This window comes from Roseburia intestinalis L1-82 (assembly GCF_900537995.1).
GTDB lineage: Bacteria > Bacillota > Clostridia > Lachnospirales > Lachnospiraceae > Roseburia > Roseburia intestinalis.
The window spans coordinates 3,228,701-3,245,324 of record NZ_LR027880.1 but is presented as its reverse complement, the minus strand read 5'-3'; the positions used below and the strand labels follow the sequence as shown (position 1 = coordinate 3,245,324).

Here is a 16,624-nt window from a genome sequence, read left to right as displayed (position 1 = left end):
GTGTAGTCTATTGTAAAAAAATACAGACAGCAGAAATGGAAGTGTCAGAGATGGAAGAACGAAAAATAGGACAGATCAAAGAGGAATTAAAGGCGGCAACGGAAGCAATGCTGCCTTCTTTTATTATGGCATATGAGTCAGATGAGAGAAGTGGTGTCATAAAACTTGTAGAGCAGGCAAAAAAAAGACTGCAGAAATTAGAGGAAGAACGAAAAAGAATCTGGAAACTGCAGGAATACGAACGAAAATATGGTCAGTACACCTATATCTGTGGGATTGATGAAGTGGGAAGAGGACCGCTTGCCGGTCCTGTTGTTGCCGGGGCAGTGATCCTGCCGAAAGACTGTGATATTCTTTATATCAATGATTCTAAGAAACTTACGGCAGTAAAGCGGGAGGAACTCTATGATGAAATCATGGAGAAGGCGGTTGCAGCAGGGATCGGAATGGTATCCCCGCAGCGGATCGATGAGATCAATATTCTGCAGGCAACCTATGAAGCGATGCGCGAGGCTATAAGCAAATTAGAACCGGCACCCGATATATTATTAAATGATGCGGTGACGATACCGGAAGTTACCATTCCACAGGTACCGATCATCAAAGGAGATGCAAAAAGTATTTCAATTGGTGCAGCGAGCATTATCGCAAAGGTGACAAGGGACAGGCTGATGGTAGAATATGATCAGATCCTGCCGGAATACGGGTTTGCGTCAAATAAAGGGTATGGTTCGGCAGAGCATATTGCGGCATTGAAGAAATATGGTCCTTCCCCGATCCACCGCAGAAGTTTTATCCATAATTTTATAGAGGAATAAAGTGTCAGACTTTTTGGAATGAGGGTTTGTTATGCAGATCAGAGATATGTTGGGGCAGTACAGCCAGAATGTCAAAAATGGAACAGAGGAGCTTATGAGTGCGCAGGGAACGCAGAAACTTGTGTCGTCCATGCAGGAATTAGAACCGGGAAGCACGTTTGAGGGAACGGTTAACAGTGTCAAAAACGGTAAGGTTGTTTTAGCACTTGGAAACGGGCAGACGATCACGGCGAGGCTGGATGGAAAAGTGTCCATTCAGCCGGGTGAATCCATGTTTTTTCAGGTTCGTTCGAATGACGGGACGACGATCGCACTCCGTCCCTATGTCCAGGCGGGCAATATCAATAATCCGATTTTATTAAATGCGCTGACTGCGGCTGGAGTTCCGGCAACAGAGCGGAATATCACAATGGTGGATTCCATGATGAAAGAGCAGATGTCGATCAGCAGACAGAGCATCCTTGACATGGGCAGAGTCGTTGGAAGCAATCCGAATGTCAATGTAAATACAGCCGTCCTTATGACAAAGATCGGATTGCCGGTCAGTGCGGAAATGGCATCACAGTTTGAAAATTATATGGTGGATCAGCATGCGATCGTGGATGAGATGGATCTTGCAATGAACCAGCTTGGACGTCTTTTAGGAGATGCAGATTTAGGAGAAGAACAGTCCTTTGAATTATATGGAAAGGTTTTAGACATTTTAAACGGAGAGGGAGAAACGCCGGCACAGACGACGGACGGATTGCAGCAGAACGATACAGGAACGATGGTAAATGCCGGTGAGAATATAGAGATGGAAGCGGCAGTGCAGCAGAGCAAAAATGGTGCTGCTGCAGAAGGTGTGCAGAAACAGGTACAGCAGCAGAATACGAAAGACCTGATTTCAATGGGAGCAGCCGGGCAGGAACAGAGTGCCGGTGTGGCAGAAAACGCAGAAAATATTGCGGGGGAGCAGACCGCGGGAAATGCAGCGCAGAGTATGCAGACAGGCATAGATGCAGCGGACGTTTTGAAAAATACACAGGCGGATACGGCCGCAGATTTCAAAAATGTGCAGGGACAGACGGACACCTTAGAGCAGATCTTAGACCAGAACGGTCTGGATCATTTAAAACGTTTATTGCAGAATATACCGACGCTCACCGGAAATACAGATCTTTTTGAAGTGCAGGAAGAGGAAGATGTATTTGTGGACACAATGTCGGGGGACGATGCAGGTAAGAAGGCATTTGAACTTGCACAGGCAGAACCGGAAGTGACATTAAAGCAGTCCATGACGGCGGAAGATTTCCTGAATACGCTTCGTGATGCGTTAAAACAGAATCAGGAGTATGGATTTGCCGGAATGACAAAGCTGTTTGGAAGTAAGGAATTTGCTGCAATCTTAAAGAACCGTGCCGAAAAACAGTGGCTGCTTGAACCGGAACAGCTGAGAGAAGCATCAAAAGTAAGCGACCTTTATGAGCGGCTGGATCACCAGATGAAACAGATGGAAAATGTGATGAAAGCTGCCGGAGTCACACAGAATTCCTTTGTACAGACGGCAGCAGATATCCGCAGTAATATAGAATTTATGAATCAGATTAACCAGGTCTACACATATGTACAGCTTCCGCTCAAATTGTCAGGGCAGAATGCATCGGGAGATCTGTATGTATACACAAACAAAAAGAATCTGAATGATCCGGAAGCGGAACTGACTGCATTTTTACATTTGGATCTTGAAAACTTAGGTTCCACGGATGTTTCCATACGCATGAAAGATAAAAATGTAAAGACGAATTTTTACATTGCGGATGACGCGTCCTATGACCTGATCGAAAAACATCTTCCGGTGTTGGAAAAACGGCTGGCACAGAAGGGGTACCGATGCAGCATTACGATGTCAAAAGAAGAAAAAAAGGTTGAATTTGTGGAAGATTTCCTGCAGCGGGACATGCCACAGGCAGGAACGCTTCACAGATATTCGTTTGATGTGCGTGCATAGACAGCGCAGGAGGCAGATATGTGGTTTGATGGAAAAAACAAAGAACAGGAGAAAAAACAAAAAACTGCAGTAGCGGTGGCATATGAGCCGGGGGATGCGGCACCAAAGATTTTAGCAGCGGGAAAAGGCGAGGTCGCAGAGCGTATCATTGAAAAGGCAAAAGAAAATGATGTACCGTTTTATCAGGATAATAAGTTAGCCGAAACACTCTCAAAACTGCAGATCGGGGATACGATACCGCCGGAGCTCTATGATGTTGTGGCAGAGATTCTGGTGTTTGTGGATGATATGGATAAAATGAAAGCTAAATTAAGCAGGGCAGGGTTACTTTGATCAGATCTTGTTTTTGATGCACTGGAAATGTAAAATAAAATAGTATAAAAACGGGGGAGAAAGTACGGAGAAAGTAAACAGGCGTGCAGTGGGGACTGCATATGAAAAGATGGCAGGTGAATATTTAAAAACACAAGGATATGAGATCCTGCAATATAATTTCCGCTGCCGTATGGGCGAGATCGACATCATTGCAAAAGATCACGGATATCTTGTATTTATAGAGGTAAAATACCGCAGAGACAAAAGCTGCGGACATCCGGCGGAGGCAGTGACACCAAGAAAGCAGCGTACGATCAGCAAAGTTGCATCGTATTATCTGCTGACCCATGGATGCGGGATGGATACGCCGTGCCGTTTTGATGTTGCGGCGGTGTCCGGTGACGAGGTGGAACTCATAAAGAATGCGTTTGAGTATCAGGGGTATCTTTAGAAAAAAAACAGGAAGGGCAACAGTGTGAATCTAAAAAAGAAAAATAATGACATTGTGTTAGAAGAAGTATGGTGTGAAAATGGAGCGGGCAGCACATTACCGCTCCTTAAATATCCACTGCTTGAGCAGACGGGCATCGTAGAACATTGTTTTACCACACGGATTGGTGGTGTGAGTAAAGGGATTTATGAATCCCTGAATTTAAGTTTTACGCGCGGGGATGAGGATGCAGCCGTAAGAGAAAATTTCAGGCGGCTCGCCGGCGCAATGAAAACAGATGTTTCAAAGTTTGTGTTTACCGATCAGACACACACGACAAATGTGCGCAGGGTGACGGCGGAGGATGCCGGAAAAGGGATTGTAAAAGAGAGGGATTATACGGATATTGACGGACTGATCACAAACGAACCGGGACTTGTACTCTCGACGTTTTATGCAGACTGCGTACCGTTATACTTTGTGGATCCGGTGCACCGTGCGATTGGCATGAGCCATTCCGGCTGGAAGGGAACGGTCGGAAAAATGGGAGCGGCCACGATCACAGCGATGAAACGTGAATTTGGCACGGAGGCGAAAGATTTAGTCTGTGCCATCGGTCCGTCCATCTGCCAGGACTGCTATGAGGTCAGTGAGGATGTCGCAGATGCTTTTAAAGAGGCGTTCCCGGGGCATGCAGATGAGATCTTGCTCGATAAGAAAAATGGCAAGTACCAGCTTGATCTCTGGGGGGCGAACGAGATCGTCCTGACAGAAGCAGGAGTTTTAAAAGAAAAGATCGCAGTCACGAACATCTGCACCTGCTGTAACCCGGATCTTCTGTTTTCCCACCGTGCAAGCCATGGAAAACGCGGAAATCTTGGCGCGTTTATTTATCTGAGAAACGCATAAATACAATGAACGCAAACAGTCATTGGAATATAAAATAAAAAAGAGGAAAATAAAAAATGGAAAAGAAAAATTATATTGATTATATCGTGGAAGAGACAAAAAAGATCCTTGCGATCGCCAGTCCGTCCGGCTACACCAAAGAGGTGGCAGAGTATGTCTTAGGCGAATACCGTGCATTGGGATATGAGCCAAAACTTACCGTAAAGGGCGGCGTCCTTGTCGCATTGGGCGGCAAAAATAAAGAGGATGCCGTGATGTTAGAGGCACATATTGACACCTTAGGTGCGATCGTAACGGAGATCAAGTCAAACGGAAGATTAAAGGTATCTCCGATCGGTGGTATGAATGCCAATAATGCAGAGGCGGAAAACTGCCGTGTGGCAACCAGATTTTCCGGTACATTTGAGGGAACCTGCCAGCTTTCAAACGCTTCCGTCCATGTGAACGGGGATTACAGTGATACCAAGCGAAGCTGGGATGAGATGGAGATCGTGCTTGACGAAAAAGCAGATTCCAGGGAAGAAACAGAAAAACTTGGCATTATGGCAGGGGATTTTGTATGCTTTGATCCGCGCACCACAGTGACAAAGACCGGTTATATCAAGAGCCGTTTCTTAGATGATAAATTAAGTGTCGGCATTTTACTTGGATATGCAAAATATTTAAAAGAAGAAAATATCACAACGGAGCGTATGGTATACCAGCATATCACAGTTTACGAGGAAGTCGGACACGGCGGTGCGGCATCTATCCCGGAGGGAGTGACAGAGGTGATCTCCGTGGATATGGGATGCGTGGGAGACGGACTTTCCTGCAAAGAAACACAGGTTTCCATCTGCGCAAAAGACAGCAGGGGACCTTACAATTATGATGTAGTCACAGGTCTGATCAAAGCTGCAAAAGACAACGATCTTGATTTTGCCGTGGACGTTTATCCATACTACGGTTCAGATGCGGATGTGGCACTGACGGCAGGTTATGATGTGCGCCACGGTCTGATTGGCGCAGGAGTGTATGCCTCCCACGGATACGAGAGAAGCCATAAGGACGGCGTGAAAAATACATTTGAGTTACTGCGCGCTTACTTGGGTTAAAGAATCGGGCGTACATTTTTACAGGAACTTTGAGCAGGCTTCATAAAATCTTCATAATATCATAGGATTATCTTTATTGTATCAGCAGATACCCCGTGTTATAGTGACCGTATGATAGAAAATAGTACGGTTAGTACAGACAGGGGGTATCTGATTGATACAGTTAAATTATCGTGATTCCAAACCGATCTACGAACAGATCAAGGATGGACTCAGAAAACTTGTAATATCAAATTCTCTTTCTGCGGATGAAAAACTGCCATCGGTCCGGGAACTTGCGGCGAAGCTTGCAATCAACCCGAACACGATCCAGAAAGCATACCGGGATTTGGAAAGTGAAGGCTATATTTATACGGTCACTGGAAAAGGAACTTTTGTTGCAGAACGAAAAGAAGTTTATGATGCGAGGGCGAAAGAGTTACTGACAGAATTTGATGAGATCGTGGAAGAATTATTCTTTTTGTCTGTAAAGGAAAAGGAATTGGTCGAACGTATGGATAATCTGGCAGAAGGGAAGGTGGACCAATGATACAGGTAAATCATCTGGAAAAGTCTTTTGAGGGATTTCATGCATTGAAAGGCGTGGACATGCATGTGGAAAAAGGTGCGATCTATGGACTGGTCGGACCGAACGGAGCAGGAAAATCGACACTGATCCGCCATATTACAGGGGTGTATAAACCGGATGCAGGAGAAGTCCTCATTGCGGGGGAACCGGTGTATGAGAATAAAAAAGTAAAAGCGAAATTTTCTTATATCCCGGATGAAATATTTTATTTTATGCAGGCAGACACGATGGAAATGAAGCGTTTTTATCAGGGGATTTATCCCACATTTGATGAAAAACTTTTTTACCGTCTTCAGGAGTTCTTTCCGAATATTGACGTAAAAAGAAGTATTCGCCGTCTGTCAAAAGGTATGCAGAAACAGGTTGCTTTCTGGCTTGCGATCTGTGCAAAACCGGAACTGATGATCTTAGATGAGCCGGTAGACGGTCTTGATCCGGTTATGCGCAGACAGATCTGGAGCATCATCATGTCGGAAGTTGCAGAAAATCAGATGACAGTACTGGTATCATCCCACAATTTAAGAGAGCTGGAGGATGTCTGTGATCATGTCGGCATTATGCATCAGGGAACGATCATGATCGAGCGGTCTTTAAGCGATCTGCAGGGCAGCGTATCAAAAATCCAGGTTGCATGCCAGAATGGTGTGCCGAAGCTGTCGGAAGAATTTGAAGTCCTTCATATGTCCAATACGGGACGTGTATACACGCTGATCGTAAAAGGAGATCCGGAAGATGCCAAAAAAGCTTTAGCGGCAGCAAATCCGGCAATCGTGGATGTCCTTCCACTGACATTGGAAGAAATATTTATCTATGAAATGGGAGGTGCTGATTATGAAGTCAAAGACATCCTCTTTTAATACAACGATATTTAAAAAGAATCTTACACATCACTGGCCGATCTGGATCGTATACCTGTGCTATCTGATCGTGGTAGTGCCGCTCAGTATCTGGCTTTATGCAAATAATGAGAGTAATTATATCGGAAACGTGCCCCTTACACAGAAACAATATTATGTGATTGGGTCGGCGTTAGCAGGTGCGGGATCGGTAATACCGGTTTTTATTGCAGCGGCAGCGGCAGCACTTGCAGTGTTTTCTTATTTATATAATCCCAGAAATGCCAATATGATACACTCCCTGCCGTTAGACAGGCGGGAACTTTATATCACCAATTATGTTTCCGGTTTTGTTTTTCTGTTTGTCCCGGAACTGATTGCATTTATTGCCGGTGTACTGGTCTGCCTGGCAAACCAGATTACCTGTATCCAGTATCTGTTTTACTGGTTTTTATACATGGCAGGCGTATCTTTTTTCGCATATGCGCTTGCGGTATTTGTGGCTATGCTGACGGGAAATATTTTTGCCATGCCGTTTTATTATCTGGCAGTCAATTATCTATGGATCGGCTGTATGAAGATGGTGCAGAATATATCAAGTCTGATCTGTTACGGTGTATCAGATACATGGACTTCGAGTCAGACCAGTAGATTGTCACCGCTTGATTATCTGATCCGTAATCTGGTTATGGGAGTAAAATACGATAAGGACTATGTGCAGGCAGTTGGAGTTACGATCAGTGGCGGAAAAACAGTTGCAGTTTATGCTGTGGCAGCAGTTGTGATCACGGTTTTTGCGTACTTTTTATATAAAAATCGTAAAATCGAAACAACCGGAGACGTAGTCAGTATTGCAGCTTTAAGACCGGTATTCCGCTGGATATCCGGTATCTGTGGCGGCGGACTGATCGCACTTGCCGTATCTGCTCTGGTACTTGAATATATCAAAGTGAATGAATTTATCAGCCTTATGATTTTTATGGTCATTTTTGGAAGCATCTGTTTTTTTGCGGCAGAAATGGTTTTGCAGAAGAATTTCCGTGTACTGTGCAAAAAAAGAATTGCAGAGTGGGCTGGTTTTGTGGCGGTTGTGCTGATATTACTGACCTGTTTCCGCGTGGATGTATTTGGCATTGAACGCAAAATTCCGGATGCATCTGAGATTGAAGCTGCATTTGTGAATATGGATTATCCGGTCTGTGTTTCAAAAGAGCAGATCCCGGATGTGCTGGAATTACAGAAACAGTGTATTGACAGCAAAGATGAATATTTATCTGTCTATAAAAAGGGAAAAAATTATTATTATACATCGTTCCGGTATTACATGAAGGATGGCTCTGTGTTTGAGCGGAGATATCCGGTTTCCGTTACGGAGGAGGCATTAAAAGACAAAAATTCAGTTGCATTTAAACTGACTGCCCTGGAGACAGATCCGGATAACATGATGAAACAGGTTCTTGGAAACGGATATAAAGAGAATGATTATTATTCCGGATATTTAACTGTCTATAAGGAAGATGGTGAATCGGATGTATATACGTTTTCCAGACAGGAAAGCACTGCTCTGCGGGACGCTGTTGAACAGGATGTGAGAGAGGGCAATTTTGATTATTACCAGCTTCCGGCGGTTTATAAGGATGGACAGGACGAGATGTATACCAATTCATTTTCGATTTCTTATTATGGAAAAGGAAATGATTACCAGACCTGGGATTACTATTATAATTATTATGATTACCGGAATGCGCGAAATGATAATGTTGCGCATGGCGATGCATCCGGAAACAGTTATATCCAGTTTGGACCGAAGTGCGAAAATACGGTAAAGGCATTGGAAAAGATGGGTGTGCTCAGTGACACCTGGCATCTGTATAATTATGATGAACTTGATGAGATCCAGAAAAAGACAGGTGTGACAGAATAAATCAAAAATTCGTGAAATGTTCTGTAAAAGCCCGCAATGGAAAATATCTTTACAAGAACCACAGGATATTGTAAAATCAAAATAATGTTCAGAGCGTAGTATCAGCCGCTCATGAAGTGAATGAGATTTGAGAATAAAAGGAGTACAGGAAATTATGAGTAAACCCGTAGTGGCGATCGTGGGTCGTCCGAATGTTGGAAAATCGACGTTGTTTAATGTGCTTGCAGGCGAGCGGATTTCCATCGTAAAGGATACGCCGGGCGTGACCAGAGACAGGATCTATGCGGATGTGACCTGGCTGGATTATCATTTTACCATGATCGATACCGGTGGTATTGAACCGGACAGTAAAGATATTATTTTATCCCAGATGCGTGAGCAGGCAGAGATTGCGATCGCAACTGCGGATGTGATCATTTTTTTGACAGACGTGAGACAGGGACTGCAGGATTCGGATTCCAAGGTGGCAGATATGCTGCGCCGTTCCGGAAAGCCGGTTGTTTTAGTTGTCAACAAAGTGGATAGTTTTGAAAAATTTATGCCGGATGTGTATGAGTTTTATAATCTGGGTATCGGGGATCCGTATCCGATTTCTGCATCCTCCATGTTAGGACTTGGAGATATGCTTGACGAAGTGGTAAAGAATTTCCCGGAATACAACAAAGATGAGGCGGAAGATGAGAGACCGAAGGTTGCGATCATCGGAAAACCAAATGTTGGAAAGTCATCCCTGATCAATAAACTGGCACAGGAGGACCGCGTGATCGTGTCCGATATTGCAGGTACGACCCGTGATGCAATCGATACGGATATCCGGTACAACGGAAAGGAATATGTGTTTATCGATACAGCAGGACTGCGCCGTAAGAATAAGATCAAGGAAGAAATCGAGCGTTACAGTATCATCCGTGCCGTGACGGCAGTGGAGCGCGCCGATGTGTGTATCATTGTGATCGATGCGACCGAGGGTGTGACCGAACAGGATGCAAAAATCGCAGGAATCGCTCATGAGCGTGGAAAGGGTATCATTATTGCAGTCAATAAATGGGATGCCATTGAAAAAGACGATAAGACAATCTACCGCCATACGGAGAAAATCCGTCAGATTTTAAGCTTTATGCCATATGCAGAAATTTTATTTATCTCTGCAAAATCAGGACAGCGTTTAAACAAACTGTTTGACATGATCGACCTTGTCATTGAGAATAACAGCATGCGTGTTGCAACCGGTGTCTTAAATGAGATCGTTGCGGAGGCAGTAGCAATGCAGCAGCCGCCTTCAGACAAAGGAAAACGTCTGAAAATCTACTATACCACACAGGTTGCGGTAAAGCCGCCAACGTTTGTTATTTTTGTCAACGACAAAGAATTGATGCATTTTTCTTATACCCGTTATCTGGAAAACCGTATCCGTGATACATTTGGATTCCGTGGAACGGCGTTAAAATTTATCATTCGTGAGAGGAAGGAAGAACAGTAATGCTTGGGGCAAGAGTCATAGCAGTGGCAGTGGGGTATTGTTTTGGGTTATTCCAGACAGGATATATTTATGGAGAAAAGCACGGCGTGGATATCAGAACACAGGGCAGCGGCAATGCGGGAACGACAAATACGCTGCGCGTGTTAGGCTGGAAGGCTGGATTAATCACTTTTCTGGGTGATCTGTTTAAAGCGATTTTTGCAGTGCTTCTGATCCGTTTCATTTTTATCGGAAAATATCCGGATGCGGTCAAGATCTTAGAACTTTACGCAGGGTTCGGAGCAGTTTTGGGACACAACTTCCCATTTTATCTGAAATTTAAGGGTGGAAAAGGGATTGCATGTACGTCCGGTATGATCCTTGCAGTGTGTCCGCTTGCAGCGCCAATCTGCCTGATACTGTTTATTGGATCAATCGCGATTACAAGATATGTATCGTTAGGTTCTATCCTTGTTGTGACAAGTTATCTGATCCAGGTACTGATATTTGGCCACATGGGATATCTTCATGTGGATACGGCATATCTGCCGGAATTTTACATTGTCAGTGCATGTTTTACAGCGATGGCATTATGGAGACACAAAGCCAATATTAAGCGTCTGCTTACTGGAACAGAAAACAAATTTGGAATGAAAAAGAATCAGGAGGAATGACAGAATGGCAAAGACAGCCGTTATTGGTGCAGGAAGCTGGGGTACGGCACTTTCTCTGGTATTACATACAAATGGAAACGATGTGACAGTCTGGTCGATCGTGGAGCAGGAAGTACAGATGCTCCGTGAAAAACACGAGCATGTGGATAAACTTCCGGGAGTGAAATTACCGGAAGATATTACATTTACCACAGATTTAAAAGAGGCGATCGAAGGAAAAGATTATCTGATCCTTGCGGTGCCGTCTGTTTTTACGAGAAGCACGGCAAAATCTATGGCACCTTTTGTAAAAAAGGGACAGGTGATCGTCTGTGTGGCAAAAGGTATTGAGGAAAATACCCTGATGACACTTTCTGATATCGTGGAGCAGGAAATTCCTGCTGCTGACGTGGCAGTGATGTGCGGACCGAGCCATGCAGAGGAAGTTGGAATCGGACTCCCGACCACAGTCGTTGCGGGTGCAAGAAAGAAGTCTGTGGCTGAGGGTGTGCAGGATATTTTCATGAATGAAGTATTCCGTGTATACACAAGTCCGGACGTCCTTGGAATGGAACTTGGCGGATCTTTAAAAAATGTGATCGCACTTGCAGCAGGTATGGCGGACGGACTTGGATACGGAGATAATACCAAGGCAGCGTTGATCACACGCGGTATATCTGAAATCAGCAGACTTGCAATTAAGATGGGTGCAAATGCAGAAACATTGAGCGGTCTGACTGGTATTGGTGATCTGATCGTAACCTGCGAGAGCAAACATTCCAGAAACCGCAAAGCCGGCATGCTGATGGGACAGGGATATACGATGAAGCAGGCGATGGATGAGGTAAAGATGGTCGTTGAGGGTGTTTACTCTGCAAAAGCAGCAATCGCGCTTGCAAGAAAGTATGAAGTGGCTATGCCGATCATCGAGGAGATCAATCACGTTCTGTTTGATGATAAACCGGCAAAAGACGCAGTGCGCGAGCTGATGCTGCGTGACCGCAGAGAAGAACACAGCAGCTTAGAGTGGGAAGAATAGACAGGAGTAAAAATGGAACAGCAGACGATCAGAATTAAATATCATTCAAATGAAATAGAAAAACTTACCTATATTGACGGAAAGAGTGACTGGATCGATCTTCGCTCAGCAGAACACGTTGTATTAAAAAAAGGCGAATTTAAATTGATTAAACTTGGCGTGTCCATGCAGCTTCCGGCAGGATATGAGGCAGTTATTGTACCGAGAAGTTCTACCTACAAGAATTTTGGAATCATTCAGACAAACCACATGGGTGTTGTAGATGAAAGCTACTGCGGAGATGATGATGTGTGGATGATGCCGGCACTTGCAATGCGTGACACGGAGATCAATGTCAATGACCGCATCTGCCAGTTCCGCATCCAGAAACATCAGCCGGTCATCCGTTTTGAGGAGACAGATACACTTGGCAATGAAAACCGCGGCGGTATCGGAAGCACCGGAAGAGCGTAAATTATGATATATATATTTTGTGCCTTATACCATGAGGCAGAACCACTGATTCGTGAATATGGATTGAAGAAAAAGACAGATGAAACTTGTTTTCCTGTCTTTTTTTCTGAGGAAGAAAATATTCTTCTTACGGTAACGGGATGCGGAATGAACGCAGCGACGGCGGCCGTGGCGAGAATCTGTACGAAAAGAACTCCACAGCCGGCGGATTTTCTGGTCAATATCGGTACTTGCGCAAAAGTTTCTTGCTCAAAAGGATCCGGTCAAACTTGTAGAAATGTATCGGAAAAAGAAACCGCAGCCGGAGATGGTCTACATTCTTCCGACAAGAGAAAAACAGTACAGGAACAGTCAGTAAAGGCAGGAGAAGTGTATCTGTGCAAAAAGATCATGGAGCATGTGACAGGGCGTACATTTTATCCGGATATTTTATACAGACATCCTTTTGAGGAAGCTGAAATTGTGACAGGTGCAATGCTTTATCATACAGAAAACAAAACAGAGTTAATCCCAAAATACGAAACGGCCATAAAAAATAGTGTGGCAGACGGTTTTCTTTATGATATGGAGGCCTCTTCCATATATCAGGCAGGAGCATATTTTTTCGGCCCGCATCAGATGTCTTTTTTAAAAGTTGTGACAGACGAGGGAAATGTGCAGGAATTGTCTGCAGAAATGCTGAAACAGGGCATTGCGGGCGCAGTTCCCGGAATCCGGAGTTACCTGGATGAACTGAGGAAGATCGACGGGATAAAAAAGCTGCAGAACAAAAAAGCGATGGGGGAAGTATCGGAGCTTGCACAGAAGTTAAATGAGGATATGCACTGTTCGGCTGTGATGCAGGCCGCAGTAATGCAGCATCTGAAATATGCAGTACTTGCCGGAATTGATTATCAGGGAATCATAGAAGAAATGTATCAGGCGGGGGAGCTGCCCTGTAAGGATAAAAGAGAGGGGAAACGCTGCTTTGAAGAGTTTGGACGAAAATTATTATAATCCGTTTTTTTTTCATATTTATGTGGAAGAAGAAATAGCAGAACATCCGCGGGTAAAGCAAATCTTAGCGCGTTTTATGAAAGCAGAGATTGTGTATATCAGACATTACAAAGATGTATTCTGCAGACGCAGACAGGACTATGAAGAACAACATCATGCGCAGAACCTGATCCTGGCAAAAAAGACAGGCAGTCTGATCTATCAGGGGGCACCGGTGTGCCAGAATTTTGGAAATACTTATTTTTATTATACATCCTGTATGATGAACTGCATCTATGACTGTGAATACTGCTATTTAAAAGGAATGTATCCCTCCGCGAATATCGTAATTTTTGTAAATATCGAAGATATTTTTGAAGAACTTCACCGGATGCTTTCAGAACACCCGGTTTATCTGTGTGTGTCCTATGATACAGATCTGCTTGCATTTGAGACAATGACCGGTTATGTCAGGGAGTGGGAGCATTTTGTTCTGGGAGAAAATAAAAGATCTACATATCCGCTTAAGATCGAAATCCGTACAAAGTCGGCGAATGTAAAGCTTTTTGACAATCTGATACCCGATAAAAATATAATCTATGCGTTTACACTTTCGCCGCAGCAGATCACAAAACAGTATGAGCACAATACGCCATCACTTTTGCAGCGTGTCCGCTGTGTGGCAGATGCGGTAAAAAAAGGATTCCCGGTGCGACTGTGTTTTGATCCGATGATTTACTGCCCGGACTGGGAAAAAGAGTACCATGAAATGTTAGAACTTGTCACAAAAGAAGTTCCAATGGATCAGATCTTTGATGTCAGTGTCGGCTCTTTTCGTGTATCGCAGGATTATCTGAAAAAAATGCGGAAAAACGAGCCGTATTCTGCAGTAGTGCAGTTCCCATTTCAGAATGACGGCGGGGTTTATCATTATGGAAAAGAGCTGACAGAACAGATGGAGAGATTTCTGATCAGACAGCTTTTAGAGTATGTGCCGGAAGAGAAGATCTTCCGGTGGGAGTCGTGAGAGGAAAACAGCTATGACACAGAAATATACAGCCATCGTAACGGGTGCCTCGTCTGGTATCGGACGCGCTATCAGTGAAAAATTAGGTGTGCTCGGATATGAAGTATTTGGGATCGGGCGCAGATTTGATACGGAAGAGGATAGAGACATTGCCGGAGTACCTCAGTGTGAAAATGATTTGAAAAATGCCATATTTCATCCAATCATCTGTGACCTCACCGATACGGATAAACTGTGCGCTATCGTGAAACAGGTCACATCGGAGCACACGGTAAAAGTCCTTGTCAATAATGCCGGTGCAGCTTACTATGGTCTGCACGAGGAACTGAATCCCAAAAAGATACAGGAAATGGTCCGTGTGAACTTAGAAGCACCGTTGATCTTAACCCAGCAATTATTACGGACGCTGAAAAAAAACGGCGGTTACATTATCAATATTTCATCTGTTACGGCAAAACAGCCGAGTCCGCACGGCTGTGCTTATGCGGCAACCAAAGCAGGACTTGCATCGTTTTCGTCAAGCCTGTTTGATGAGGCAAGAAAATACGGCGTCAAAGTGACGGCGGTTTACCCGGATATGACGGAGACAAATCTGTACCGGAACGCGGACTTTACGGTGGGAGAAGAAAAAGAATCTTATCTTACCCCGAAAGAAGTAGCAGAAGCAGTGGAATATGTGCTGACGCAGCGTGAAGGTATTGTAATCCCGGAACTGGTATTAAGACCGCAGTTTCACCGGATCCGTAAAAAGAAATGATTTCAGCGGAACATAAAATAAACCTTTTATAAAAAAAGAGGAACGTCTGTATCCGTCAATCTGTACAGTTTTTGATGGAAAAGCCGTCAGTTTGACGAAAAGATGGAAAAGATGCACAGAGCACTGTGACATCCTACAAGAAAAAACAAAATTCTTTGTGTAGGAGGCATATGGTGCTTTTTGCATCTTTTTTGTATAGTATAGTTATCAAATAACGAAACACAAATATCAGGAGGTATTTAGACCAATGGCAAGTTTATCATTAAAAAACATTTGCAAAGTTTATCCAAACGGTTTTGAGGCTGTTAAGGATTTCAACCTTGAAGTAGAAGATCAGGAGTTCATCATTTTCGTAGGACCATCCGGATGTGGTAAATCTACTACACTTCGTATGATCGCCGGACTTGAGGAGATTTCCTCTGGTGAGTTCTATATCGACGGAAAGCTCATGAACGATGTTGAGCCAAAAGACAGAGATATCGCAATGGTATTCCAGAACTACGCTCTGTATCCTCATATGACCGTTTTCGATAACATGGCATTCGGATTAAAATTAAGAAAAGTTCCTAAGGATGAAATCAAGAGAAAAGTTGAAGAAGCAGCTAAGATTCTTGACCTTGAGAAATTATTAGACCGTAAACCAAAGGCTTTATCCGGTGGACAGAGACAGCGTGTTGCTATGGGACGTGCCATCGTTCGTAATCCTAAGGTATTCCTTATGGATGAGCCGTTATCCAACCTGGATGCAAAACTTCGTGTACAGATGCGTTCTGAGATCGCTTCTTTACATAACAGATTAAAAGCAACTATCATCTATGTAACACATGATCAGACCGAGGCTATGACACTTGGTACCAGAATCGTTGTATTAAAAGATGGTGTTATCATGCAGGTTGATTCTCCGCAGAAATTATACAATGAGCCGAACAACTTATTCGTTGCAGGATTCATTGGTTCTCCGCAGATGAACTTCATCGATACAAAATGTAAAGTTGAGGGAGACAAAGTTTCTCTTACATTCGATAACACAACAATCGTATTACCACCAGCAAAAGCAAAGAAACTTGCAGATGCAGGATGCAACGGAAAGACAGTTGTTATGGGTATCAGACCAGAGGATATTGGAGATTCCGAGATTGAGATCGAAGCACACCAAGATTGCGCATTCGAGGCTGATGTAACAGGATACGAGTTATTAGGTTCTGAGGTATTATTATACTTCAAAGTAGCAGGCACAAGCATGACTGCAAAAGTTGATTCCAGAACAACAGCACGTATGGGAGATCACATCAAACTTGCTATTGATCCTGAGAAGATTCATGTTTTCGACAAAGAAACAGAATTGACAATTACCAACTAATTCGGTAAAATTAAACA

16 protein-coding genes and 1 pseudogene are annotated in these 16,624 nt (G+C 43.9%); all 17 read left to right on the top strand.

Annotated features, from left to right (window positions below; translation table 11 throughout):
• Positions 1 to 50 precede the first annotated feature (50 nt).
• The 17 genes and pseudogenes from RIL182_RS15280 (at position 51) to RIL182_RS15200 (ending at position 16,607) form a co-directional block, all read left to right on the top strand.
• On the top strand, positions 51 to 818 hold the full coding sequence (locus tag RIL182_RS15280; protein ID WP_134523401.1) for a ribonuclease HII: 768 nt from the start codon (positions 51 to 53) through the stop codon (positions 816 to 818).
• Between the two features lie 31 nt (positions 819 to 849).
• On the top strand, positions 850 to 2,808 hold the full coding sequence (fliK, locus tag RIL182_RS15275) for a flagellar hook-length control protein FliK (RefSeq protein WP_006859099.1): 1,959 nt from the start codon (positions 850 to 852) through the stop codon (positions 2,806 to 2,808).
• An 18-nt stretch (positions 2,809 to 2,826) separates the two neighbouring features.
• Complete coding sequence (locus RIL182_RS15270; protein ID WP_006859098.1) at positions 2,827 to 3,141, top strand: EscU/YscU/HrcU family type III secretion system export apparatus switch protein; 315 nt, start codon at positions 2,827 to 2,829, stop codon at positions 3,139 to 3,141.
• A 76-nt stretch (positions 3,142 to 3,217) separates the two neighbouring features.
• A pseudogene (locus RIL182_RS15265) lies at positions 3,218 to 3,574 on the top strand (YraN family protein); the annotation flags it as partial.
• 24 nt (positions 3,575 to 3,598) lie between these two features.
• The gene (gene pgeF, locus RIL182_RS15260) at positions 3,599 to 4,462 is read left to right on the top strand and encodes a peptidoglycan editing factor PgeF (RefSeq protein WP_006859096.1); all 864 of its coding nucleotides are present in this window, start codon (positions 3,599 to 3,601) and stop codon (positions 4,460 to 4,462) included.
• Between the two features lie 56 nt (positions 4,463 to 4,518).
• Complete coding sequence (locus RIL182_RS15255; RefSeq protein WP_134523399.1) at positions 4,519 to 5,556, top strand: M42 family metallopeptidase; 1,038 nt, start codon at positions 4,519 to 4,521, stop codon at positions 5,554 to 5,556.
• Between the two features lie 154 nt (positions 5,557 to 5,710).
• Positions 5,711 to 6,085: a GntR family transcriptional regulator gene (locus RIL182_RS15250; protein WP_006859078.1), complete on the top strand. Its 375-nt coding sequence runs from the start codon at positions 5,711 to 5,713 to the stop codon at positions 6,083 to 6,085.
• Positions 6,082 to 6,981 carry an ABC transporter ATP-binding protein gene (locus RIL182_RS15245; RefSeq protein WP_006859077.1) on the top strand — a complete coding sequence of 300 codons (900 nt, stop codon included), beginning with the start codon at positions 6,082 to 6,084 and terminating at the stop codon, positions 6,979 to 6,981. Before RIL182_RS15250 ends, RIL182_RS15245 begins: the two co-directional genes overlap by 4 nt.
• A complete protein-coding gene (locus RIL182_RS15240) occupies positions 6,956 to 8,884 on the top strand; it encodes an ABC transporter permease (protein WP_242655643.1) in 1,929 nt (642 codons plus the stop codon). Before RIL182_RS15245 ends, RIL182_RS15240 begins: the two co-directional genes overlap by 26 nt.
• Before the next feature lie 154 nt (positions 8,885 to 9,038).
• Positions 9,039 to 10,364 (top strand): ribosome biogenesis GTPase Der, encoded by a 1,326-nt coding sequence (der, locus tag RIL182_RS15235; RefSeq protein ID WP_006859076.1) that lies wholly within the window; start codon positions 9,039 to 9,041, stop codon positions 10,362 to 10,364.
• Positions 10,364 to 11,017: a glycerol-3-phosphate 1-O-acyltransferase PlsY gene (gene plsY / locus RIL182_RS15230; RefSeq protein WP_006859075.1), complete on the top strand. Its 654-nt coding sequence runs from the start codon at positions 10,364 to 10,366 to the stop codon at positions 11,015 to 11,017. Before der ends, plsY begins: the two co-directional genes overlap by 1 nt.
• A gap of 4 nt (positions 11,018 to 11,021) precedes the next feature.
• On the top strand, positions 11,022 to 12,035 hold the full coding sequence (locus RIL182_RS15225; RefSeq protein WP_022112240.1) for an NAD(P)H-dependent glycerol-3-phosphate dehydrogenase: 1,014 nt from the start codon (positions 11,022 to 11,024) through the stop codon (positions 12,033 to 12,035).
• A 12-nt stretch (positions 12,036 to 12,047) separates the two neighbouring features.
• On the top strand, positions 12,048 to 12,488 hold the full coding sequence (locus tag RIL182_RS15220; protein ID WP_006859074.1) for a dUTP diphosphatase: 441 nt from the start codon (positions 12,048 to 12,050) through the stop codon (positions 12,486 to 12,488).
• Positions 12,489 to 12,491: 3 nt separating this feature from the next.
• Positions 12,492 to 13,484: a hypothetical protein gene (locus RIL182_RS15215; protein ID WP_006859073.1), complete on the top strand. Its 993-nt coding sequence runs from the start codon at positions 12,492 to 12,494 to the stop codon at positions 13,482 to 13,484.
• Positions 13,456 to 14,490, top strand: a complete 1,035-nt coding sequence (locus RIL182_RS15210) for an SPL family radical SAM protein (RefSeq protein WP_044999534.1) — start codon at positions 13,456 to 13,458, stop codon at positions 14,488 to 14,490. Before RIL182_RS15215 ends, RIL182_RS15210 begins: the two co-directional genes overlap by 29 nt.
• A gap of 13 nt (positions 14,491 to 14,503) precedes the next feature.
• Positions 14,504 to 15,247 (top strand): SDR family oxidoreductase, encoded by a 744-nt coding sequence (locus tag RIL182_RS15205; protein WP_006859072.1) that lies wholly within the window; start codon positions 14,504 to 14,506, stop codon positions 15,245 to 15,247.
• 247 nt (positions 15,248 to 15,494) lie between these two features.
• Positions 15,495 to 16,607, top strand: a complete 1,113-nt coding sequence (locus tag RIL182_RS15200) for an ABC transporter ATP-binding protein (RefSeq protein WP_015521323.1) — start codon at positions 15,495 to 15,497, stop codon at positions 16,605 to 16,607.
• The last annotated feature ends 17 nt before the right edge of the window (positions 16,608 to 16,624 follow it).